General features: G+C 73.4%; 19 protein-coding genes. 9 read left to right on the top strand and 10 right to left on the bottom strand.

The features are described 5' to 3' along the window. Window positions 1–25: 25 nt before the first annotated feature. Window positions 26–1,252, bottom strand: a complete 1,227-nt coding sequence (locus OP18_RS41645; RefSeq protein WP_052388127.1) for a cyanophycinase — start codon at window positions 1,250–1,252, stop codon at window positions 26–28. A 147-nt stretch (window positions 1,253–1,399) separates the two neighbouring features. On the opposite strand from OP18_RS41645, the gene OP18_RS41640 reads away from it, so the two are divergent. Then, the gene (locus OP18_RS41640) at window positions 1,400–2,797 is read left to right on the top strand and encodes a pre-peptidase C-terminal domain-containing protein (protein ID WP_211273840.1); all 1,398 of its coding nucleotides are present in this window, start codon (window positions 1,400–1,402) and stop codon (window positions 2,795–2,797) included. Window positions 2,798–2,817: 20 nt separating this feature from the next. Then, the gene (locus OP18_RS41635; protein ID WP_033364728.1) at window positions 2,818–3,660 is read left to right on the top strand and encodes a MurR/RpiR family transcriptional regulator; all 843 of its coding nucleotides are present in this window, start codon (window positions 2,818–2,820) and stop codon (window positions 3,658–3,660) included. Between the two features lie 52 nt (window positions 3,661–3,712). On the opposite strand, the gene OP18_RS53820 is transcribed toward OP18_RS41635, so the two are convergent. Next, window positions 3,713–4,252: an ATP-binding protein gene (locus OP18_RS53820; RefSeq protein ID WP_052388126.1), complete on the bottom strand. Its 540-nt coding sequence runs from the start codon at window positions 4,250–4,252 to the stop codon at window positions 3,713–3,715. Then, window positions 4,249–5,112, bottom strand: a complete 864-nt coding sequence (locus OP18_RS58110; protein ID WP_052388125.1) for an MEDS domain-containing protein — start codon at window positions 5,110–5,112, stop codon at window positions 4,249–4,251. The genes OP18_RS53820 and OP18_RS58110 overlap by 4 nt, the downstream gene beginning before the upstream one ends. A 173-nt stretch (window positions 5,113–5,285) precedes the next feature. Here OP18_RS58110 and OP18_RS41620 point away from each other — a divergent pair, with 173 nt between their 5' ends. Both OP18_RS41620 and OP18_RS41615 read left to right on the top strand, forming a co-directional pair. Beyond that, window positions 5,286–6,431: a DICT sensory domain-containing protein gene (locus OP18_RS41620; protein ID WP_162189898.1), complete on the top strand. Its 1,146-nt coding sequence runs from the start codon at window positions 5,286–5,288 to the stop codon at window positions 6,429–6,431. A 69-nt stretch (window positions 6,432–6,500) separates the two neighbouring features. Beyond that, window positions 6,501–6,800: a helix-turn-helix transcriptional regulator gene (locus OP18_RS41615; protein ID WP_033364727.1), complete on the top strand. Its 300-nt coding sequence runs from the start codon at window positions 6,501–6,503 to the stop codon at window positions 6,798–6,800. A gap of 42 nt (window positions 6,801–6,842) precedes the next feature. Here the strand turns inward: OP18_RS41615 and OP18_RS41610 are convergent, their stop codons facing one another. Beyond that, window positions 6,843–7,712 carry a DUF6671 family protein gene (locus OP18_RS41610; RefSeq protein ID WP_052388124.1) on the bottom strand — a complete coding sequence of 290 codons (870 nt, stop codon included), beginning with the start codon at window positions 7,710–7,712 and terminating at the stop codon, window positions 6,843–6,845. 134 nt (window positions 7,713–7,846) lie between these two features. Between OP18_RS41610 and OP18_RS41605 the strand changes: the two genes are divergently transcribed. The 3 genes from OP18_RS41605 to OP18_RS41595 all read left to right on the top strand — a co-directional run bounded on the left by OP18_RS41605 (window position 7,847) and on the right by OP18_RS41595 (window position 11,796). Beyond that, window positions 7,847–9,364, top strand: a complete 1,518-nt coding sequence (locus tag OP18_RS41605; protein ID WP_081971562.1) for an NADP-dependent isocitrate dehydrogenase — start codon at window positions 7,847–7,849, stop codon at window positions 9,362–9,364. A gap of 44 nt (window positions 9,365–9,408) precedes the next feature. Further along, complete coding sequence (locus tag OP18_RS41600; protein ID WP_156090150.1) at window positions 9,409–9,795, top strand: hypothetical protein; 387 nt, start codon at window positions 9,409–9,411, stop codon at window positions 9,793–9,795. Window positions 9,796–9,945: 150 nt separating this feature from the next. After that, the gene (locus OP18_RS41595; protein ID WP_052388123.1) at window positions 9,946–11,796 is read left to right on the top strand and encodes a DUF4118 domain-containing protein; all 1,851 of its coding nucleotides are present in this window, start codon (window positions 9,946–9,948) and stop codon (window positions 11,794–11,796) included. A gap of 40 nt (window positions 11,797–11,836) precedes the next feature. Here the strand turns inward: OP18_RS41595 and OP18_RS41590 are convergent, their stop codons facing one another. Continuing rightward, complete coding sequence (locus tag OP18_RS41590; RefSeq protein ID WP_245635708.1) at window positions 11,837–13,510, bottom strand: MFS transporter; 1,674 nt, start codon at window positions 13,508–13,510, stop codon at window positions 11,837–11,839. Window positions 13,511–13,935: 425 nt separating this feature from the next. On the opposite strand from OP18_RS41590, the gene OP18_RS41585 reads away from it, so the two are divergent. Next, window positions 13,936–14,907, top strand: coding sequence for an acyl-CoA desaturase (locus tag OP18_RS41585; RefSeq protein WP_033364724.1), 972 nt, complete (start codon window positions 13,936–13,938; stop codon window positions 14,905–14,907). A gap of 829 nt (window positions 14,908–15,736) precedes the next feature. Beyond that, window positions 15,737–16,231, top strand: a complete 495-nt coding sequence (locus OP18_RS41580) for a hypothetical protein (protein ID WP_033364723.1) — start codon at window positions 15,737–15,739, stop codon at window positions 16,229–16,231. Window positions 16,232–16,348: 117 nt separating this feature from the next. Here OP18_RS41580 and OP18_RS41575 read toward each other — a convergent pair whose 3' ends face one another. From OP18_RS41575 to OP18_RS41555, 5 genes are all read right to left on the bottom strand, one after another. Beyond that, window positions 16,349–17,596 carry a hypothetical protein gene (locus OP18_RS41575; RefSeq protein ID WP_033364722.1) on the bottom strand — a complete coding sequence of 416 codons (1,248 nt, stop codon included), beginning with the start codon at window positions 17,594–17,596 and terminating at the stop codon, window positions 16,349–16,351. 16 nt (window positions 17,597–17,612) lie between these two features. Continuing rightward, window positions 17,613–18,107 (bottom strand): SigE family RNA polymerase sigma factor, encoded by a 495-nt coding sequence (locus tag OP18_RS41570; protein WP_033364720.1) that lies wholly within the window; start codon window positions 18,105–18,107, stop codon window positions 17,613–17,615. Between the two features lie 59 nt (window positions 18,108–18,166). Then, complete coding sequence (locus OP18_RS41565) at window positions 18,167–19,273, bottom strand: AI-2E family transporter (RefSeq protein ID WP_245635707.1); 1,107 nt, start codon at window positions 19,271–19,273, stop codon at window positions 18,167–18,169. Between the two features lie 180 nt (window positions 19,274–19,453). Continuing rightward, window positions 19,454–21,583, bottom strand: coding sequence for an MMPL family transporter (locus tag OP18_RS41560; protein WP_052388121.1), 2,130 nt, complete (start codon window positions 21,581–21,583; stop codon window positions 19,454–19,456). Between the two features lie 130 nt (window positions 21,584–21,713). Then, the gene (locus tag OP18_RS41555; RefSeq protein ID WP_052388120.1) at window positions 21,714–22,502 is read right to left on the bottom strand and encodes a hypothetical protein; all 789 of its coding nucleotides are present in this window, start codon (window positions 22,500–22,502) and stop codon (window positions 21,714–21,716) included. Window positions 22,503–22,543: the final 41 nt, after the last annotated feature.

Genomic DNA, 22,543 nt, shown 5'->3' with positions numbered 1-22,543 from the left:
CGAGCGGGGCCCCTTCCTTGTGGTGTCAGTGGATCCGCAGCCACACGCCGGTGTAGCTGACGGCGGCACCGGACCGGAAGCCGGCGAAGCCCGGCCCCCTGGTGAGCTCGACGGTGAAGGCCGGGTCCGTCTCGCGGGTTCGACCCGAGACGAGCCGGCACCCGTCGACCAGCCGCAGCGCGAGGCCGGACAGCACGTCCTCGCCGAACACGTCGTCGGAGGAGGCCGGCTGGCACCCGCCGGCGTCACGCACCCGCGGCTTGGTGGTGGACGGCCGCCAGTGGGCCGCGTCGTAGGTGTCGCCGGCGGTGAGCCGGGTCCACCGCACGTCGCGGATGCCCCATCCGGGACCGGGCCGCTCGACCCGCGCCTGGCGCAGGTCGAGCACGTGCACGCCGCCGGCGCCGATCACCCGCATCGCCTCCCGGCGGGTACCGACGCCGGTGACCTCCAGCGCGGTGTCCTCGTCGAGTCCGAACACCCGCTCGTGGCCGGTGTCCGCGGCCAGCCTGACGGAACGGCCCTGCCGCCCGCGGGCGGAGAAGTGGGTGTCGAGCAGCCCGGCGCGGAAGAACCCGAAGCCGCCCTCGGGCAGGTAGCCCAGGACGCTCGCGTCGTCGAAGTAGCCGGGTGCGCTGCCGTCGCGCAGCCCTTCGTAGGACTCGCCGCCGGTGAGCATGTCGGCGCCGGCCTGGATCTGCGCGCCGGCGCTGGTCCCGGCGACGACCGCGCCGGCGTTCAGCCGGCCCCTGATCGCGGCGAGGACCGCGGAGTCCGTGCCGCCCGGGCGGCGCATGGTGGTCACGTACCGGTACTGGTCACCGCCGCCGAAGAAGAAGCCGGTCAGTCCCCGCACCTGCGCGACGACCGCCGGGTCGTCGGCCGCGCTGACGTGGTCCACGTCGATCGGGATCCATTCGGCGTGGGCGCCGTGGCTGCGGAACAGCGCCGCGTAGTAGTCGCCGTTGCAGACGCTGTTGTTGCAGTCCGGTGTACCGGCGTCGGGGTCCTCGGCGGGGGTGGACGACGCCGCGGTGACGATGCCGATCCGGGCCCGGCCGGGTCCGCCGGCGAGGCGGACGATGTCGTCGTAGACCGCGGCGTTGTCGTCGGACAGTCCGCCGCCGACGAGGACCAGGCTGCCGCCGTCGTCCTGCGGGCGGTGCGCCGCGGCGGCCGGCATGGGGGTCAGGGTCAGCGCGATGGCGACGCAGCTGCCGGCCAGTGCGGCCGGCAGACGTGTTCTGGGCATGGTGGCTCCTCCGACGAACCGGAGAGGGCGGACCGCGTGCCGTCACCCTACGATCCCCACCGATGTAACAGCAAGCACATCTTTAACATTGTGAGGAATATATGTAACGTGCGTTTCAGGTTGCCACCCACTCCCACCGGAGGCGTCATGCACCTTGCCCGGCTCTCCACCGCGATCGTCCTGACCACCGCCGCCCTCGTTCCCCTGCAGGCCACCGCCGCGCACGCCTCGGTGAGCCGCGTCCGGCAGGGCAGCGCCACCGACGTCGCCCGCAGCGCCTGGTCCGGCCCGGCGTTCGTCATGAACGGCTCCGGCGCCGTCGTGCCGGCCACCATGAGCAGCGCCCTCAACGCCGTGCGCGGCGGCACCGGCACCCTCGACGTCGTCGTCATCGCCGGCTCCGGCTCCACCACCCCCGAGTGCGACGTCATCATCGGCCTCGCCGGCGTCAACTCGTGCACCACGCTGACCCTCACCGCCGCCGCGGACGGCAACAACACCCAGGTCAACACCGACATCCGCAACGCCGAATTCGTCTACTTCGCCGGCGGCGACCAGTGCCGCTACGTCGCCTGGAAGGGCACCGCGCTGGAGGCGTCGGTCGAGTCGGTGGTCGCCAAGGGCGGCGGCAGCGGCGGCGGCAGCGCCGGCCTGCACGTCAACAGCGACATCGTCTACGACGCCTGCGGCGGCAGCGCCACCTCCGCCACCGCCCTCGCCGACCCGTACAACGCGGCCATGACCTTCACCACCGGCATGTTCGGCTGGCCGAACTACCTCAACACCATCAACGACTCGCACTTCGTCACCCGCGACCGGATGGGCCGCACCATGGCCTTCGTCGCCCGCGCCATCGCCGACGGCCGGACCAGCGCCGGCAAGGCCTGGGGCGTCGGCATCGAGGAGGGCGGCTCGTTCGTCATCGACCGCAACGGCCTGGCCACCCTGGCCGGGCAGAACGCCTACGTCGTGCTCGGCGACCACACCCCCGAACGCGCCGTCCCCGGCCAACCCCTCACCTACAGCGACTACAAGATCTGGCGGATCGTCCCGGGCGGCACCTTCGACTTCAAGAACCGCCCCACCTGCGGCTACTACCTCAGGAGCGTCACCAACGGCACGCCGGGCGCCAACCTGTACAACGGCACCCCGACGACCGGCTGCGACGGCGGCGGCGGCGGCACACCGTCGTCGTTCACCGAGACCGAGCCGAACAACAGCCGCAGCGCCGCCAACGCCGTGACCGTCCCCGCGACCGTCACCGGCGACCTGGCCACCAGCGGCGACCGCGACTACTACCGGCTCACGCTCCCGGCCGGGGCCACCCTCACCGTTACCTGCGCCGTCCCGACCGCTTACGACGCCGACATCTACCTGCTCAGCAGCGGCGGCAGCACGTTGACCCGCTCCGTGAACGACGGTGCCGGCGCCGACGAAGCCGTCACGTACACCAACAGCGGCGCCAGCACCACCGTGTACCTGGACGTCGAGGCGTACAGCGGCACCGGCACCGCCGACTACACGTGCGGTCTCACCACGACCTGAGCGTTGTCTACGCTGATCCCATGACGCAGACCGTCGGTGTCGCGGGCATCATCCGAGCTCGGCTGGGCGAATGCAGCCCAGCCGAGCGCAAGGTCGGCAGGATCCTGCTCGCCGGCTACCCCGCCGCCGGGCTCGAGACCGTCGCCGCCCTCGCCGAACGCGCCGAGGTGAGCGCCCCGACGGTGCTGCGCTTCCTGACCCGCCTCGGCTTCGGCAGCTACCCGGACTTCCAGCGGGCCCTGCGCGACGAGCTCGCCGAGCGCGAGACCTCGCCGCTGTCGGCGTACAGCAGCGACGCACCCGCCGACGGACCGCTCGCCCGGGCGGCCACCGTGCTGCCGACGGCGGTCGCCGAGACCCTCACCGAGCTGCCCGACGCCGAGCTCGACCACGCCGTGCGCCTGCTCGCCGACCAGCAGCTGCGGGTCACCGCGCACGGCGGCCGGTTCTCCACCCTGCTCGCCGAGTACCTCGTGCTGCATCTCATGCAGATCCGCGGCAACAGCCGCATGCTGCCCACCGGCCCGGTCCAGCGCGTCGACGCCCTCGTCGACGTGGGACGCCGCGACCTGTTCGTGCTGTTCGACTACCGCCGCTACGAGCAGCCGACGCTGGACCTGGCCCGCACCGTGACCCAGCAGGGCGCCCGCGTCATCCTGTGCACCGACCGGTGGCTCTCCCCCATCTCCGGCCTCGCCGACGTCGTGCTGCCCAGCCGGGTCGACTCGCCGTCGCTGTACGACAGCTTCGTGCCGTCCCTGGCCCTGCTCGAGGCCCTCGTCGCGGGTCTCATCGACCGGCTCGGCCCCGCCGCCGGACAGCGCCTCGCCGCGGTGGAGGCGGCCAGCCGGCCCTACCTGTGACCGGCCCGTCGCGGACCACCGGGCCGGCCGCCCGCCACGGCCACCGGCCCGTTCAGCTCGGCCGCAGGTCGATGGCGACGGTGATCGAGGTGCCGGTCGGGTCGCTGACGATGTCGACGTGCCGGCAGAGCTGGCGGGCGATCCACATGCCGCGGCCGTTGGGGGCGGCGAGCGGCACCTCGGTGGTGCCGACGGTGTGCGGGTCGGCGATGCCCGGTCCGTCGTCGCTGATCCGGCACAGGATGGTGGTCGGGGTGTGCCACAGGTACAGCCGGCCGGTGCCGCCGCCGTGCAGGATGGCGTTGCTGGCCAGTTCGCCGGTGACGATGAGCAGGGTGTCGATGACGTCCTCGGTGGCGCCGAACGCGGCGGCGTGGGCGGTGACCGCGGCGCGCAACGGGTACAGGCTGTGCTCGTCGAAGTCCTGCTCCAGGTCGAAGACCGGCTCGGCGCCGGCGGCCTGCCGCGGGGCGGGCTGCGGCTCGCCGCGAGACGGCGGACCCTGCCGCACCGTGACGGCGCGCGTGCCCGGACCCGTCGGGGCAGGGTTGGACGGCCCGGCCTGGTCCGGGGTGGCGTCGGCAGCCGTCATGGCGCCACAACTACCCGCAGCGTCGTCGCGTCAACCGTGCCCGAAAGTGCGAGGACCTTGGCCACCAGCGGCGAGGCGAGCACGGTCATGACGCGGCCGTCCGGCAGGCTCAGCGCGGCCCGGACGATCACGGACGCGGCGGCCGCGTCGATGTACCGCAGCCGGCGCAGGTTGATCTCGGGGTGCTGGTCGAGGCGGACCGCTTCGCTCACCGCCTGCTGCAGTGGCTCCAGGTGACGGAAGTCCAGCTCCCCGGCGGCGCGCACACCGGGCGGGCGGTACTGCCGGCAGATGCGCAGCAGCGCGTCCTCGTGGTAGACCTGCGCGGCGACCGCCCGGTCGTGCGTCTTGGCCGCGAAGGCCAGGGTGACCGGGTCGAACACGTCCCGGTCGTACTGGCAGATCGCGGTCAGCCGGCCATCGGCGAACAGCGTCGCCACGCCGGTCTCGAACGCGATCAGCTCCTCGGCCGCGGCGAGGGGCCGGGCGGCCCACGACATGTCCGCGGTGACCCGTAGGCCGGCATAGCCGTCCCGGGCGGCACGGTCGACCTCCCGGGCGAGCAGGTCGATCATCTTCGCCGCGGACAGCGCCCCGCCGGCCAGCCAGGAGCTTTCGGTGCCGGCGATCTGCAGCTGCTGGCGGTGCAGCGCGGGCGGGCAGTCCACGGACCGCTGGACGAAGGCGCCGGTCAGGTCGGCCGGCGCGACCGCGTCGGTGTAGCACATGACCTTGTGCCCGGCGTCGAGTCCTTCGGCCACGAACGCGGCGAGCAGGTCGAGCCGTTCGTCGGGGTCGGAGAACGTCAGACATGCGTGGTCGCCGGTCGCCACCTGCCCGACCGTGTCCGCCTGCGCCATCGCGGCCGCCCCCTTCTCTGCCGTGTGCTGCTGCCACCGTAGAGCAACCGCCGGCGTGCCACACATGCGCCACGGCCGGCGCCTCGCGGGGGTGGAGGCCGCCGGCCGTGCCCGGGACGAACCCAATCGACGCAACGTCCCCCGCGGCCCGCGCGACGCTCTACGCTCGGCAGGTGCCGGATCTCCTCCAGCCGCGGACCCGCCTGGCGAAACGAACCCTGATCGTGCTGTCGCACGCCATCGAACACATGGCGCTGGCCCCGGCCGAGGACGGTCCCGCCCTGGTCATCGCCCTGTTCCAGCGCAGGCCGTACTACGAGCGGGAACGGGCCGTCTACGAGCGGATCGCCGCCCGCGGCGCCGTCGCGGTCGTCGGGCTGGTCGACGGGCCGGTCGAGGGAGCGGCCGGCACCGGCGAGCGGCCCCGCGGCGCGCCCGGCGGTCCCGTGATCGCCAGGCTCGACGAGCACGACGACCTGGCCAGTGAGTGGTCGGTGGTGGTGCTCACCCCGCGCACCGGTGCGGTGCTGATCGCCCGCGACCTGGAGCGGGTCGACGACGCCGCGCAGAGCCTTGAGGGCGGGCGGCTGTTCGACGGCCGGGTGAGCTTCCGGCGCGACGACGCGCTGCACGAGGCCCTACGGCTGCAGAAGGCGCTCGCGGGCGCGCTGCCGGAGGCCGCGATCGCCGCCCTCGACGCGGTCACCGACCGGGTCCGTGAACTGCCGGCCGCGCCCGGGGAGTCCCGCCTCGACGCCTCGGTGCAGTTCCTGATCGACAGCCTGCACCGGGAGCAGGCCGACGCTTCGACCGTCCGGCGCCGGCTGGACGAGGCCCGCGCGGCCGGTGACGGGCACACCGACGACCTCGGCGCCCCGGCCGTGCAGCGCTGGCTCGGCACGACCGGCACCACGGCCTCCGGGACGCTGCCGGTGGCGCTGCTCGCCGTGCGGGTCGTGTCGCCCACCGGCGGGCTGCAGCGCGCCGGCCGTCGGGGTGTCGGACCCGAGACGGTCGGTGTGCTGCGCATCCTGCAGCAGGCCAGGCGGCCCAGTGACCGCAGCGTGCGCCTGGACGGCGACGAGTACCTGCTGGTGATGCCGTCGCGCACCGAGGCCGAGGTCATCGAGCTCGCGCATCGGGTCGCCGCCGAGATCGCCGCGCTGCGGCACGAGTTCCCGCTGGCGAACGTCCGGGCGGTCTGCGCGGTCACCGTGACCCGTCGGCGCCCGCTGCCGGTCCCCGCCCTGCGCGACGCCCTCGCCTGGGCATTCGCGCAGGGGGTCGCCGTCGCGACGCTGCCGGCCGACACCGCGTGAGCCGCCGCCACGGCGTCGTCACGCAGGGATGCCCCGTGTTTCACGAATCGGGCATCGTATGCTTCGTGCATGGACGTTGCTGTGGATGCCAGGCCCGCGTGGACCTTCCTGAGCAACCACGGCCACGTGCTGTTGGCGCTGGCCCGCGACCCGGAGGCGCGACTGCGTGACGTGGCCGACATGATCGGGATCACCGAGCGGGCGGCGCAGAGCATCGTGGCCGACCTGGAGTCGGCGGGCTACCTGACGCGCACCCGGGTGGGGCGGCGCAACCGGTACTCCCTGAACCGGGACATCCCGTTCCGCCATCCCGCCGAACGGGACCACGTCATCGGCGAGCTGATCGACATCTTCGCCCCCGAACGCTGACCGACCGGCCGCGGCGCGGGCCGGCAGCGTCCCGGGTCGGCGTCACGGGTTGCAGTGCAGGCACGCTCCCGGATCCGCGGTGACGTGGGGCCGGGTGACGACGTCGCGGCGCCCGCAGGCGGCGCAGCCGTGGATGTCGGCCCGCGGCAGGTCCGTGGGCAGGCGGCACGCGGCGCACGGCAGCCCCGGCTCGACGGCGGTGCGGCCGTAGCCGGGGCTGGCACAGGCGGGGCAGGCGGTGGCGAGCCGGCGCGCCATCCGCTGGGCGAGCGCCGCCAGGACCGTCCGCCTGGTCGGGTTGTGCTGCGCGCGCAGGTCCGGCTCGACGGCGGCGAGCCCGACCGGTGACCGGCGCACGGCGGTCGCGATCGCCGCGCGAAGACGGTCGAGGTCGGTGATCCCCTTGGCGAGCGGCGGCAGCACGGCCGGTGCGTCGTTGTGCGGGCGCACGATCAGGGCCTGCTCGGGCCACCGCATGCCGGGCAGCTCGGCGGCCAGGTCGGCGAGGCCGGCGACGAGGCGCCGCGGGGACGGCGTGACCAGGCTGCGTTGCCCCTCGATGATGTGCCAGCCGTGCACGCCGTCGACGAACACCAGGATCTCCTCGTGTCCGTCGAGGCCGACGCCCGGCAGGGGGCCGTAGCTGCCCTCGCTGGCCAGCCCGAACGGGTGGCCGGTCGCGGCCATCCCCAGGCGGGCCTTGGCCAGCGCCGCGTCCAGCGGGGTGAGCCGGCGCGGCACCTCTCCGGCGAACGTGCCGAACTGGTCGGTGTCCAGGTCTGCGGGCGCGTGCACCCGGGCACCGAGGACGCGCCTGAACGGCTCGCGTGCCTGGTGCTGCTTGCCGTGCCTGGTGCCGAACGTGATGTCCGCACCCCGGTACGGCGTGCCGGCGCCGTCCTCACCGCCCATCGAACCTCCCCGACCTGACTCCCCCAGCACAATACACGAATTACAAATCGCGTATCACTTTACACGTTTCCTGCTTCGTGCCATGCTGAGCGCGCCGCCCGATCCGGACGGCGACACCAGCGAAGGAGACAGCGATGACGGACACCTCCACCGCGGGCCGCACCGTGCTCCAGCGGCGGCAGGACGACGCCCCGACCAGCGGCGCGGAGCAGGCGGTGCCCATCACGGTGGCCCGCGGCGACGGCATCGGCCCCGAGATCATGGACGCCACCCTGCGGGTGCTGCGGGCGGCCGGCGCCCGGATCGACCCCGAGTTCATCGACATCGGCGAGGCGGTGTACCAGCGCGGCCACTCCGCAGGCATCGAGCCGTCGGCGTGGGAGTCGCTGCGGCGCACCAAGGTGTTCCTCAAGGCGCCGATCACCACCCCGCAGGGCGGCGGGTTCAAGTCGCTCAACGTCACGGTCCGCAAGACGCTCGGCCTGTACGCCAACGTTCGCCCCTGCGTGGCCTACGCGCCGTTCGTGCCGACCCGGCACCCCGGCATGGACGTGGTGATCATCCGGGAGAACGAGGAGGACCTGTACGGCGGCATCGAGCACCGGCAGACCGACGACGTGGTGCAGTGCCTGAAACTGATCAGCCGGCCCGGCTGCGAGCGGCTGATCCGCTACGCGTTCGAGTACGCCCGCCGCAACGGCCGTCGCAAGGTCACCTGCTTCACCAAGGACAACATCATGAAGCTCACCGACGGGCTGTTCCACCAGGTCTTCGACGAGGTCGCCGCCGACTACCCGGACCTGACCGCCGAGCACTGGATCGTCGACATCGGCGCGGCGAAGCTCGCCGACACCCCCGAGACGTTCGACGTCATCGTCACCCTGAACCTGTACGGCGACATCCTCTCCGACGTCGCCGCCCAGATCGCCGGCTCCGTCGGGCTGGCCGGCTCGGCCAACATCGGCGACGAGGTCGCCATGTTCGAGGCGATCCACGGCTCGGCACCCCGCCGCGCCGGCCAGGACCTGGCCAACCCCTCGGGGCTGCTCCTCGCGGCGGTGATGATGCTGGCCCACATCGGTCAGGGCGACATCGCGGCCCGGGTGCACAACGCCTGGCTCGCCGCGATCGAATCCGGCGCCGCCACCTACGACATCGCCGCCGAGGGCGGCCCGTCACTGGGCACGACGGCGTTCGCCGACGCCGTCATCCAGCGGCTCGGCCAGGAACCCACCACGCTGACCCCGGTCAGCTACCAGCGCTCGTCGGCGCCGCAGGCGGCACCCGCCGCCCGGCCCGTCGCCGCCGCCGCGACGAAGGCCATGGACGGCGTCGACGTGTTCCTGCACCACCGCGACGTCACCGCCGACGACCTGGCCGAGCTGCTGCAGCGCGCCACCGACGCGACCTGGCTCAAGCTGCAGATGATCACCAACCGTGGGGTGAAGGTCTGGCCCGCTGGCCTGCCGGAGACCTTCTGCACCGACCACTGGCGGGCCCGGTTCACCGCGGCATGGCCCGGCGGCGCCAGCCGCAGCCACGTCATCGACCTGCTGCACCGCCTCGACCGGGCCGGCCTGGACTTCGTCAAGACCGAAGGGCTGTACAGCTTCGACGGCCGCCCCGGGTACTCGCTGGGACAGGGCCAGTGATCACCCGGACGCCCGGCGGGGCGCAGACAGCGACACCGCCGGCCGTGTGCCATTTCCAACCGGCACCCGGACAAGGCGCCCCGCCACCCTGCTGGCTGCTCGCCGCGACCCACCGGCGCCGGCTCGACCTGGCCGTCGCCAACCTCCGCCACTACGGGATCATCGTGGTGCCGGCCTGGGGTGAGGACGCCGACCGGGCGCGCCTGGCCATCTCGGCGCTCGCGCGCCGGCAGTGCCCGGACGGCCTCGGCTCGTACGTCTTCTGGACCGCCCACGCCGACCAGGGATTCGACGCCGGCGGCACCCTGCACAGCGACCTGGAGCTCCACCACAGCCCCGACGCGGCCGACGCCGTCGCCGCCGCGCTGCACCTCGCCGGGCTACCGCACCAGCCCGGGCGGGACCGGGACAGCACCACGATCCACCCGTAGCCACCGCCGGCTCGTCGACCGGTTGGTTGTCACCCTTCGCCTCGCCCGATCGCCCCGGGTGAGCGGCATAGCGTGACCTGCGGTGGCCGACATGGTGGCGATCGGGGTGGGTACGACGGCCTCATCCCGGGGCTGGGAGAGGGTTCGGTGATGCTGGTACGCCTGGCGGCCCGGCTGCTGCGGCCGACGCCACCGCCGCTGCCGATGGGGATCGCGGTCGGCGCGCTGCTCGTCATGGCCGAGATGCTCCTGGTCCATCTGCTCGGGCACATCGCGTCCCGGGACGCGCTCATGGTGTTCTTCCTGCTCGGCGTGCTGGCGATCTCCACGATCTGGGGCGTGCGGATGGCGGTGGCGATGGCGGTCGTGAGCGTCGCGGCCTACAACATCAGCTACGTGCCGCCCGTACGGCACCTCGACATCACACAGACGCAGGAGTGGGCGGAGCTCGTGGCGTTCCTCGTCGCGGCGGTGACGGCCAGCGTCCTGGCGGAACTGGCCCGCGTTCGAGCGGTCGAGTCGGTCGAACGCCGCGAGGAGGCCGACCTCTTCGGCGGGCTGGCCCGCCTGACGCTGGTCGTGCACGATCTGCGCGCGGTCCTGGCGGAGGCTTCCCACCGGCTCGCGGCGACGCTGCGGCTGCCGTTCGCGGCGATCGAACGCGACACCGTCCCGGCGCAGGAGCGCGGAGTGGCGCTCCCGCTGCGGTACGGCTCGCAGACCGGCACCCTGCTCATCCCCGCCGACCTGCCGGAGCCCGTCCTGCGGCGGCTGCGCGAACGGGTGGTGCCGCAGCTGGAGATCCTGCTGCAGGCCGCGACCAAGCGGGAGGCGATGGCCAACTCGCTGCACGAGCTCGCGACGGAACAGGCGAGCCTGCGGCGGGTCGCGGTGCTCGTCGCCCACGGCGCGCCGCCGGCCGACGTCGTCGCCGCGGTCGCCGCCGAGACCGCGGCGCTGCTGGAGGCGGACGCCACAAGGCTGATCCGCCACGAGGGCGCCGACATCGTCAGCATGATCGCCGAGTACAGCAAACCCGGCATCGAGCCGCTGCGGGGCCGGCAGTTCTCCACCGCCGGCGGCATCACGGAGGTGGTGCTGCGCACCGCCCGCCCGGCCCGCGTCGACAGCTACGACGATCGCAGCGGCCCGCTCGCCGACCTGGCACGCAAAGAAGGGTTCCACACGTCGGTCGCCACACCGATCATGGTCGAGCGCCGGGTGTGGGGCGCGCTCGTCGTCCTGTGGAGCCGGCGCGAACCGGCGCCACCGGACACCGAGGCGCGGCTGGCGGAGTTCGCCGAGCTCGTCGGTACCGCGGTCGCGAATGCCGAGAGCCGGGCGCAGCTCGACGCCTCGCGGGCCCGGATCGTCCTGGCCGCCGACGAGGCCCGCCGCCGGGTCGAACGCGACCTGCACGACGGCGTCCAGCAGCGCCTGGTGGCACTCAGCCTGGAGCTGCGCGCGGCCGAGGCGCTGCTGCCGGGCGAACCGGACGAGGTCAAGACGCGGCTCGGCCGCACGGCGGAGGGCCTGGCCGACGCGTTCAAGGAGCTGCAGGAGATCTCCCGGGGCCTCCACCCGGCCATCCTCTCCCAGGGCGGCCTGACACCCGCCCTGAAGGCACTCGCCCGCCGCAGCCCCGTCCCGACCACGGTCCACGCAGGTCCGCGCCGCCAGCTGCCCAGCAGCGTCGAGGCCGCCGCGTACTACGTCGTGTCCGAGGCGCTGACGAACGCGGCCAAGCACGCCCACGCCTCCTCGATCGACGTGGACGTCGACAGCACCGTCGAGGACGACACGGCGCGTGAGGTCCTCGTGCTCACCGTCCGCGACGACGGTGTCGGTGACGCCGACCCGGCCCTCGGCTCGGGACTCGTCGGCCTCGTCGACCGGGTCGAGGCACTCGGCGGACACCTGCGGATCTCGAGTCCGGCAGGTGCCGGGACGACACTGGTCGCCACGCTGCCGACCGACATCGACGGCGCGTCCGCCGGCTGACGCGCGGCCCCGGGGCCGCACCGGGTCACCGCCGCCGGGGTCAGCCGGCGGCGGTGACCAGGTCGGGTGCGTGCCCGGCGGCGCCCGCGCCGCAGCGGTGGAGGTCGGCGGCCGGGGCGACGAACCGCTCGACGCGGGGCGGGCCGGCCGCGAGGGACGCCGCACGGTCCTGCAACGACTTCTCCCAGGCGGTGTTGCGGTCGTGGATGTGGCGCTGGTGCTCGTCCCAGGACAGCAGCGCGTAGGTCTCCACGAACTCCCCCGCCGTGCCCAGCGGCCGCGACAGGCGCCAGTCGTTCGCTCCGGTGCGCTGCCTGGAGCGGCCCACGTCGCGCATCGCGGCGACGAACGCCTCCTCGTCCGTCTTCGCCACCTGGTACTTGCACACCACGAGGACCGGACCGGCGTCCGGGTGGGGCTCGACCTCCACCGCGGGGTGCTCCGGCCACATCGTCGCCGGGTGGTGGCTCATCTGCGTCGTGTCGTGCAGCGGCCGGCGCCACGCCGCCCGGACCCCGGCCGCCAGGCAGCCGGCGGCCGCCACGAACGTCCACCGGGTCCCGACCTGGCTGCTGCAGAAGCCCCAGGCGAGCGCGCCGACGCCCTGGCCACCGAAGATGACGACCTGGTACACGGCGAGTCCCCGGGCCCGCACCCAGGCCGGCAGCACGTTCTGGACCTCGGCGTTGACGTGGGCGAGCGCGACCACCCACGCGACGCCGGCCGGGATCAGCGCGGCCGCGACCACGACCGGCTGCCGCACGCACGCGAGGACCAGCATCGCGCACACGTACGTGGCGCCGGCCGCCAGCGCGATGCGCCTGCCGCACAGCGCGGCACGCAGCCGCGGCTGCAGCAGCGCGCCGAGGACCGCCCCGGCGCCCAGCGCACCGAGCAGGATGCCGTACCCCACCACGCTCAGGTGCAGGTGCCGGCTCGCGAACACCGGCAGCAGCGCCCACAGGGCCGACGCCGGCAGCAGGAAGAGCAGCGCATGCAGCATGATCCGCTGCACGACGGGTGCGTGTCGCACGTACCGGGCGCCGGCGCGCAGACCGGTGGAGAAGCGCTCGGGGCGGCGGGTGGCGGGCCGGTGGGCCAAACGGAGCCGGAGCATGACCGCGACGAACATCGCGACGGCCAGGCCGTCGGCCGCGAAGACCGAGGCCGGTCCCATCCGCGGGATGAGCAGCCCGGCGATGGCCGGGCCGACCGCTCGTGACACGTTCATGCTGATGGAGCCGAGCGCCGACGCCTGCGTCAGCTGCGATCCCGGGACCAGGTCCGGGGTGAGCGCGCCGAGCGCGGGCACGCTCAACGCCACGCTGACGCCGAGGGCGAACTGCATCATCAGCAGCCACCCGGGCTGCACGGTGCCGTCGACGGTCATCATCGTCAGCCCCAGGCAGATCGCCACCGTGCACAGCTGCACGCCGATGATGAGCCGCCGGCGGTCCAGGATGTCCGCCATCACGCCGGCCGGCACGGCCACCAGCAGCATCGGCAGCATGCCGGCGGCCTGCTGCAGGGCGATCAGGACATCGGCCTGCGGCGCGCCGACGATGAGCCATTGCGCGCCGACCGCCTGCATCCAGTTGCCGATGTTGACGGCAAGGGTCATCAGCCACACCGCGCGGAACGCACCGGACCGCAGCGGCGCCCAGGCGGACGCCGTCGAGCCCGACACTTCCAACGCCGCAGTCTGCGCACCCACGATGAAAAGGCCTCCACAACAAGCCGGGGATCAGGACCGTGCGCCCCAAGTCTTCGGTCGCGAGCGGCCGTGCTCATCGCCGCCACCATCCGTCATCCGGGCCCGCCAACCGGGGGCCGCACTTCCGGCCAGCAGGTAGTCGCCCGTCACCCCTGTGATGCCGGCGCGGTCAGGCCTTCGATGGGCCGCCGGGCGAGCGCCCAGCGGGTGAGGGCGGGCACCTGAGGACGGCCATCAGCGGAGGGCGAGGTGGCTGTCGTCCATGCGCGCCGTGGTGCGGCAGATCGCGTGACCGTCGATGCATCGCAGCGCGGTTCATCGACTGGTGATGCGTCGTTCGTCCGGATGCGAACCGTCATCCGCACGGGCCGGCTAGCGTCTGGCGAAACGCACACCGGCGCCCTGCGGCCGAGACGGAGCTGACCATGACCACCGCTGACGCCCCCGCACGCGACGCCGACCCGCCGGGCGGGGGTGCGCACCTCGCGCTCCTCGGCGGCAGGCGACCTCTCGCCGCGCAGATCGGCGTCCTCGCCTTCGTCATCGTGCCGTTGCTGGCCCTGGTGCTCGCCGTGCCGTACGCGTGGGGCTGGGGTCTGAGCTGGGTGGACGTGGGCCTCGCCGCCTTCTGGTACACGGTCACCTGCCTCGGCGCGACGGTCGGCTACCACCGGTACTTCACGCACCGTTCGTTCAAGGCGAAACGACCGCTGCGGATCGCGCTCGCCGTCGCGGGCAGCATGGCCGTGCAGGGCCCGATCCTGCACTGGGTCGCCGACCACCGCCGCCACCACGCGTTCTCCGACGCCGAGGGCGACCCTCACTCGCCCTGGCGGTACGGCACGTCGCCGGTCGCCGTCGCCCGCGGCTTCTGGCACGCCCACGTCGGCTGGGTCCTCGACCGGGACCTGACCAACCAGCGGCGTTTCGCCAAGGACCTGCTCGCCGACCCGGCCCTGTGCCGCGTCCACCGCCAGTTCGGGCTGTGGACGGCCGTCACCCTCGCCGCGCCGGCCGTGATGGGCGGGCTGATCACCTGGTCGTGGTGGGGCGCGGTGACCGCGTTCGTCTGGGCCGGGCTGGCCCGGGTCGCGCTGCTGCACCACGTCACCTGGTCGGTCAACTCGGTCTGCCACATGATCGGCGATCGGCCGTTCGCCGCCCGGGACCGGTCCGCGAACTTCTGGCCGCTCGCCGTCCTCAGCATGGGCGAGTCGTGGCACAACCTGCACCACGCCGACCCGACCTCCGCCCGGCACGGCGTCAAACCCGGCCAGATCGACATCTCGGCCCGGCTCATCTGGATCTTCGAGAAGCTCGGCTGGGCGTACGACGTGCGCTGGCCGGCCCCCGAGCGCATCGCCCGCCTGACCGCCGGCGCCGCACCCGCCGCCTGAACCCGAGCCGTCAACCGTCCCGGGCCCAGCGTCGGCCCGGCCGGGAGCTGGTGGCCGATCGCGCCCAGCAGGGACAGATCCACGGCGACCCTCCACCATGGCCGCCGTGGGACGAATCGTCACGGGTCGAGGGGTGTCACTCAGCGCCACGCGAACTTGCTGGCAACTCCGCGTGCGCACGGCGTCTGCTTGAAGGGGGTACTCGGACCGAGGCTGCGTCTTGCCCCGCTGGCGGCAGGGTCCGCTGTCGATGCCCGAATGTCATCGAGGCGGCAATGCCCTGCCGTGGGTTCGGCCGCGGTATCGGCTGGCGCCGCGGTGGCGTCGGCCGGCTCGGCTGTCGGGTCAACCGCGTCATCGGCGTGGAACGGGCTGACTCGCAAAAAGGCCGAGCCGGTCATCGAGGTCGGATCGCGCACCGCGGTGGAAGCCGCACCAGCAGACGCCGCGCTGGTGAAAGCCGTGACGGTGGGACCCGGTGTGGTGGTGGAGGTTACGCCTGTTGATGCGCCTAGCAGACGGGCAACCCGAACGACGCACATGAAGCGTCTCGGCCGCCGTCATCGGCCCACCTCCACGGTGCTCGCTCGGCCGGCGGATGCGGAGTGCTCCCGGGCTGGTCCGGCCAACGTCCTGAGAGACCCGTACGCAGTCGTACTGGGATGGCCACCGGTGACGACGCCCCGGTCGGTCCCGGCTCCACCCCGCCCACCAGCAGATCTTGGCACCAGGGGTGGCGCGCTGCCTGCCGCGATGCTCGGCGCCGTCCACGCGCGAGCGTCGTTGCCGGTCACTGCGACACTGTGAAGCCGGACAAGGGAGGCTTGCAATGCAATCTGCGGTCATCGCCGCCGTCGCCGCCTTGCTGGGTCTGGTCGTCGGACGGCTCTGGGACAGCCGGGTCGAGGCACGTCGGTGGCGGCGAGATCACCGGATGCGCGTCTATGAGCGCTTCATCGCGGCGTACTACGCGTCACGTGAAGCCTACCGTTCCTTGGCGCTGCAGGAGCCCGGTACAGCCGGCTCGGAGGAGGCGTTGGCGCGCGCGCTCGACCTGGGCGTCGACTTCAACCAGGCAGTGGTGTCCGTCTGGTTCCACGGCTCGCCCGCGGTCGCGGCCGCGGTTCACGGGGTCGACGTGGAGATCAACAAGCTGGTGGCCGTCGCGCAGCTGAGGCGGTACGCCTGGGAAGAGTGGCGAGTCGCACGTTCGCCGGCCGAACACGCTGCCGAACAGTTCATCGAGGTCGTGCGGCGCGATCTGGGGCTGCCGGACATCCCCGTCATGCTCTGCTACCCGCCGCACGAGCCGGCCGCCGCGTAAGCCACGCCGGTCCGCTCACGCGCCTGAACACAGCGGTCAGCCCTGACAGCCCGGAACCTCTCCGCCGGCCGCTGCGCCCCGGGTCTTCGGCCGGGGCGCAGCGAGGCGGTAGCTGCGTCAAGCGCCGCAGGTCCAGGTGACGGCCTGGTTGGTGGCGCCGCTGGTGAGGTTGCCCGCGATGATCCGGCCGTCGAGGGACATTCCGGTGAGGCTGCCGGTCTCGCGGTTCGGGCCCTCGAGCGCGACCGCCGCACCGCCCTCGGCGACCAGGACCGACGGGACGCTGCCGTCGCTGCTGACGATGGCGCGCCCGCCCGGCGTGCCGCCCCGGGAGCTGAACGCGCCGGACTGGCGAAGTACGACGGCCTGGCCCGTTTGCAGGTCCCAGCGCACCGCGGCGCCGTTCTCGACACCGAAGGCGTAGCGGCCGGCGATGCTCTGCGCGCGGCTGTTCGAGTTACCGCTGACGGCGACCGCCAGCGGGTGCGGGGTGCCGTCGGGGGACCACCGCATCGCCACGCCGTTCGCCGTTCCGACGACGGTACCGTCGTCGGCGATGTCCTGCGCGTCCGAGCCGAGCTCCGGCCGGCCGATCCCGGCGGGGATCGTGAGCAGGTGCACCGTGCCGTCGGCCGACCATCGGGCCGGCACGCCGTCGAACGCGCCCTGGCCCGTGCCGACCAGGCCGACGGCGACGCCGGACGCGTTGACCGCCGCAGGGGTGGCGGTTCGGTAGCCGGGCGGTAGCGCGAGGACGGTCACCTTACCGCCGCGCACGAGCCAGCCCTTGGCATCCTCGTCGCCGCTGAAACCGACCGCGGTGCCGTCGCTCGCCACGTCCTGCACCTGACCGGTGACGCCCGGGACGACCTCGGGTCGGCCGTCGCGCCAGATGACCGGCGTCCGCGACCCGTTGCCGGCGTGGCCGCCGACGAGCCGCCCGGTCGGATCGATCGACGTCGTGAAGCCGTCGACGGCGCCGGCCGGCAGCGCGAGCGCGGTGCTGCGACAGGTCACGACCGCGCCCTTGGCATCAGTGAGGGGCCGGGACGACAGCGCCGGAAGCGGGCCCGCGGATGCCGACGCCCCGCCGCTGGGCGACGGGACCGGTGCCGCGCTCGCCGGTGGCCCCTCCACGCGGGACGGGCCGGCCCGCATCGGGCCGAACGCGACGAACGTGCCGACCGCGGCGAGCACCGCGACCCCGGCGGTGGCGCCTGTCAGGGCCGAGCGCCGGCGGGCCCGGCGACCGGCTGTGATGGCCCGGTGCAGGTCCGCGCCGCTGGCCGGCACGTCGACGGCGAGCATGAGCGCGCGCAGTTCGCCGCCAGCGGTATCGTCGTCCTCGAAGCCGAGATGGCTCACGGTGCACTCCCTTCGGTCAGTGGTTGTTGGTCAGCAGGCCGCGCAGCGCCTCGAGGCCGCGGGACGACTGGCTCTTGACGGTGCCGACCGAGCAGTTGAGCGTCTCGGCCACCTCGTCGATGGGCCGGTCGAGCAGGAACCGCATCACGAGCACGGCCCGCTGGCGGGGCGGTAGCCGGCGCAGCGCGTCGACGAGCCGGTCGCGCTCGTCGACCTGGACGTGCGGCGCGGCGGCCGACACGTCGTCCGGTGATGCGAACAGCGCGACCCGCGACCAGGCGGAGCGCTGCTCGTCAACGGCGGCGTGCACGAGCATCCGGTGCACGTACGCGTCGAGATTGTCCGCCCGTGAGACCCGCTTCCAATGCTGGTACAGCCGGGTGATGGTGGCCTGCACGACGTCGTCGGCCCGGTGCGCGTCGCCCGCGCACAACAGGTACGCGGCTCGCTGCAACGCCGGCAACCGCGCCGAGACGTAGTCGACGTAGGCGCTCTCGGTACTCACACCCATCCGACGGGTACAGGGCCCCGGAAGGTTGAGTGCCATCGCCCGTGGGGTCATGGGCAACGTCATGAAGGGCATGGTGGAGGCTGGTCGCCGCCGGACTCGGCCTCGGGGGGTTCGGCCTCGTCGACGGGTGTTTCGTCGGTACCGACGGTCGGTCGCGGTTGGCAGCGGCCTTGCCGCTCGTTCCACACGTCGCGGGCGACGGTCTGGATCATGCCGGCCACCGGGATGGCGAGCAACGCGCCGAGGATGCCGGCGAGCTCGACGGCGATGAGGATGGCCACGAGGACCGTCAGCGGGTTGAGGGCGACCGTACGGGACAGGATGATCGGCTGGAGGAGGTGGTTCTCCAGCTGCTGGTACACGATGAAGAACACCAGCACGACGATGCCGGCGGTGATGGAGTGCAGGAACGCCGCGCCGACGGCGACCACGGCGCCGAGGGTGGCGCCGACGAGTGGGATCAGGTCGGCGATCGCCACGAACGCGGCGATGAGGCCGGCGTAGGGAATGCCGGTGAGGAACAGCACGGCGTAGGTGGCCAGGCCGCAGATGACGCTGATGAGCAGGTTGCCGGTGATGTAGCCGGTGACGCTGCGGGCGCAGTCGGCGCCGACCCGGCGGATGCGTGCGGCGCGCCGGTCGGGGAACAGGGCCAGGACGTTGTCGACGAGTTTCGGTGCTTCCAGCACCATCAGGTAGGCCAGCACGATGATGGTGACGACGCCGGCGACCGTGGTGGCGGCGCCGCGCAGGAACGCGAGGGTCGGCGCGCCCAGGCCGCGGGCGTAGCCCTGGAGTTGGTCGCGGTGCTCGGCGATGTACCGCCGGATGTGGTAGCGCTCGACGAGCGAGCCGACCGGGCCGCGGCCGCGTTGCACGTCGTCGGCCACCCGTGGCAGCTCATCGGCGAGGCGGACGGCCTCGTGCGCGAGCGGCACCACGAACACGGCGATGATGCCGGCCAGCACGGCGAGGAAGGCCAGGAACACCAGTAGGGTCGCCAGCCAACGCCGGTGCCACGCGGCGCGACGCTCGACCCAGTTCACGGCCGGGTAGAGCGCCGTGGCGAAGAACGCCGCGATCACCATCCAGACCAGCACCCGCCGGGTCACGTAGACGAGCAGCAGACCCAGACCGGTGAGCAGTACCAGGCCGATCACCGTCATCGTGGTCCGTGCGACCGGATACGCCTCGCGGCGGCTTGTCACCATGCCTGCCGGATGACCGATTGCGGGGCGGTCAAACCCGCGCAACGTGGTGTCCGAACAGCTCCCCCGGCCCGGCACACCGCGAGGAACGGCCCGGCACACCGCGAGGAACCGCCCGGCACACCGCGAGGAACCTGGTCAGCCGCGATGCACGTGGCGTAGGGCTGCCTGGTGCGTCATCGGTTGTGCGGTGTCCTGCGGTTCGGCCGGGTGGGCGACGGCCGCGGGTTGGGCGGGCCACCAGAACCGTTCCTTGAGCAGCAGCGCGATCGCGGGGACGACGACGGTGCGGACGAGCAGCGTGTCCAGCAGCACGCCGATGCCGACGATCACGCCGATCTGGGTGAGCACGATGACGGGCAGGACGCCGAGGACGGTGAAGACGGCGGCGAGCAGGATGCCGGCCGAGGTGATGACGCCGCCGGTCGCGGCCAGCGCCCGCAGGGTGCCGGCTCGGGTGTCGCCGCGGGCGGCGGTCTCCTCGCGGGCCCGGGTGACCAGGAAGATGTTGTAGTCGACGCCGAGGGCGACGAGGAACAGGAAGCTGAGCAGCGGCACGCCCGCGTCGAGACCGGACTGGTCGAACACGGTGCGCAGCACGACCGTGGCGGCGCCGAGGCTGGCCGCGAAACTGGCCACCACCGTGCCCAGCAGCAGCACCGGTGCCAGCAGCGAGCGGAGCAGCGCGATCAGCACCAGCAGGACGACGGCGAGGATGAGCGGCACGACCACCCGGTCGTCGCGCAGGTTCGCCTCGCGCCGGTCCAGGTCGGTGGCGGGCTGCCCGCCGACCAACGCCGCCGCGTCGGGCACCCCGGCCAGCGCCGTGCGGAGCCGCTGCACGGTCCAGTCCGCCTCCGGTGACCCTGAGGTGCTGGTCAGTTCGACCGTGAACTGCACCAGCGTCCCGTCGTCGGAGCGCTCCGGCGCGCCGGTGCCGGCGACCCCGGGCGCGTTGCGGGCGACCGCCATGGTCTGCTGCTCGGCCGTGGCCTTGGCGACGACGACCGCGGGTTGCGACGCACCCGCCGGGAAATGCCGGGCGAGGGCCTGCTGCGCGGTGACGCTCTGCGCTTGCGTGCGGAACTGCTCGGTCTGTGCCAGCCCGATGTCCAGCCTGGCCAGACCGGTGGCGAGCCCGGCGAGCAGCACGACGGCCACGGCAAGGACGACGCCGGGTCGCCGGCCGACGGCCGCGGCGATGCGTGACCACAGTCCGGTGTCGGTCGGGTCCGGGGTGCCGGGTCGCGGGACCCGGGGCCAGAACACGGCGCGGGGCAGCCCGACGAGCGCGGCGGGCAGGACGACCAGACTGAACCCGAGCGCGACGAGGACGCCGAGGGCGGCGGACACGCCGAGGGTCCGGTTGCCGGTCAGGGTGGCCGCGAGCAGGGTGAGCAGCGCGAGCACGACCGTGCCGGCACTGGCCACGATCGCGGGTCCGGCACCGCGCAGCGCCGCGGTCATCGCCTCGCGCCGTGACGCGTCGTGCCGCAACTGCTCGCGGTAGCGGGCGATGAACAGCAGGGCATAGTCGGTCCCGGCACCGAAGACGAGCACCGAGACGATGCCGGACACCGCCGCGTCGGTACGCTCACCGACCAGCCGGGCCACCCACGGCAGGAGCTGCGCGACGACCTGATCGGCCAGGCCGATGACGACGAGCGGGACGATCCACAGGATCGGGCTGCGGTACGTCACCAGCAGCAGCACCGCGACGACGATGACGGTGGCCAGCAGCAGCGTCACGTCGGCGCCGTCGAAGGCGGCGTCGATGTCGCGGCCGAACGCCGCGCCACCGGTGACCTGTCCGGTCAGCCCGTTCGGGAGCCCGGCGTCGCGCAGCACGCCGCGGAGTGCGTCGACGGCGGCGTAGACGGCCTGGTCGTCGAGGCCGTCGCGCAGCGGCACGACGAGCAACGCGGCCTGCCGGTCGTCGGATACCGCCGGCGGTGGGCCCTGGGTGACGCCAGGGACCGCGGCCAGACGAGGTTCGGCCGCCGCGATGGCTGCCCGGTCGGCGTCGGTGAGCGGTGCGTCCTGCCGTTCGAACACGACGATCGCCGTCTGCGCCCGGCCGCTGGCGAACCTGTCGGCGATCGCGGTGACCCGGGTGGACTGCGCGCCGGCCGGCAGGCCATCGGTCGCCTCGGCGGCCGGCTGGTCGGGTGAGAAGGCGAAGGTGAGCACGGCCAGCACAGCCGTGACCAGCAGCACGACGACCACACCGGCCCGGCCGGTGATCCACGCGGCGGCGCTTCGCGCCATCACTTACCCCCATAGGTGGACGGTCCACGTTGAGCGACACGACGGCTCACGACGATGTCTCGTCTACGTATTCGCGGCGGCACCCCGATTTGGACGCACCGAGATACCCGCGGGTCGGCCCGATGCGTCATCACCCTCGGCATGGGCCGCGGACTGGTTTTCGGTCCGGTCCCGCCCGACGCCGGCGGAGCAGCGCGACCCCGCCGACGACCAGCAGCCCCGCGACCGCGGTCACGGCGAGCGGGGTGGCGCCGGCCGTGAGGGCGCTGACGGTGACACCGGTGAGTGCCCACCCGGCGGTGAGGGTGTAGGCGGCCTGCCCGCGCAGCACGTAGGTGCCGGTGGTGGCCGCGGCGGCCGCGGCGAGGGCGAAGGCGCACTGCAGGATGAGGCCCGCGTCGCCGTTCAGCGCGCTGTCCGGCAGCAGCGTCGCGGCGTTGATCCACACCGCCGCGGTGGACCAGCCGGCGTAGACGCCGAGCACGCCGCCCAGCAGCGCCCGGCTGATGCGGTCGGCCTCGCTGGCGCTGCGGTTCGCCAGGACCCGGCGCAGGCTCAGCACCAGGCCGGCCAGCATGGCGGCGAAGATCGGCAGGGTGAGCCAGGCCGTCGGGGATCGGGCGGCGACCAGCCAGGCGACGAACCCGAGCTGCACCGCCGAGAGCGGCAGCTGGATGCTGCGGTACGGGGCGGTGCCGGCGCGCCGCCGGGGCAGGCCCCACAGGGCGGCGAGCACGCAGCCGAGGACCACCACGCCCCAGACCGCGAAGAACGACGCTGGTGGCACGATCGGCGGGTCGGCGCCGTCGCCGCCGAAGCCGACGAGCGCCGGTGCGGACGCCTGCAGCAGCGCGGTGCCCAGGAGCAGCCACCTCCCGCTGTCATACCCGGAAGGTGATCGTTGCTCGCGACGTCTCATACGAAGTATTCCGCGGTGGTCCGCACCGTGGATGCGGCGGG

The sequence above is a fragment of the Dactylosporangium aurantiacum genome, assembly GCF_000716715.1.
In the GTDB taxonomy this organism is placed as follows: Bacteria; Actinomycetota; Actinomycetes; order Mycobacteriales; family Micromonosporaceae; genus Dactylosporangium; species Dactylosporangium aurantiacum.
This window is presented reverse-complemented; position numbering and strand designations above follow the sequence as displayed.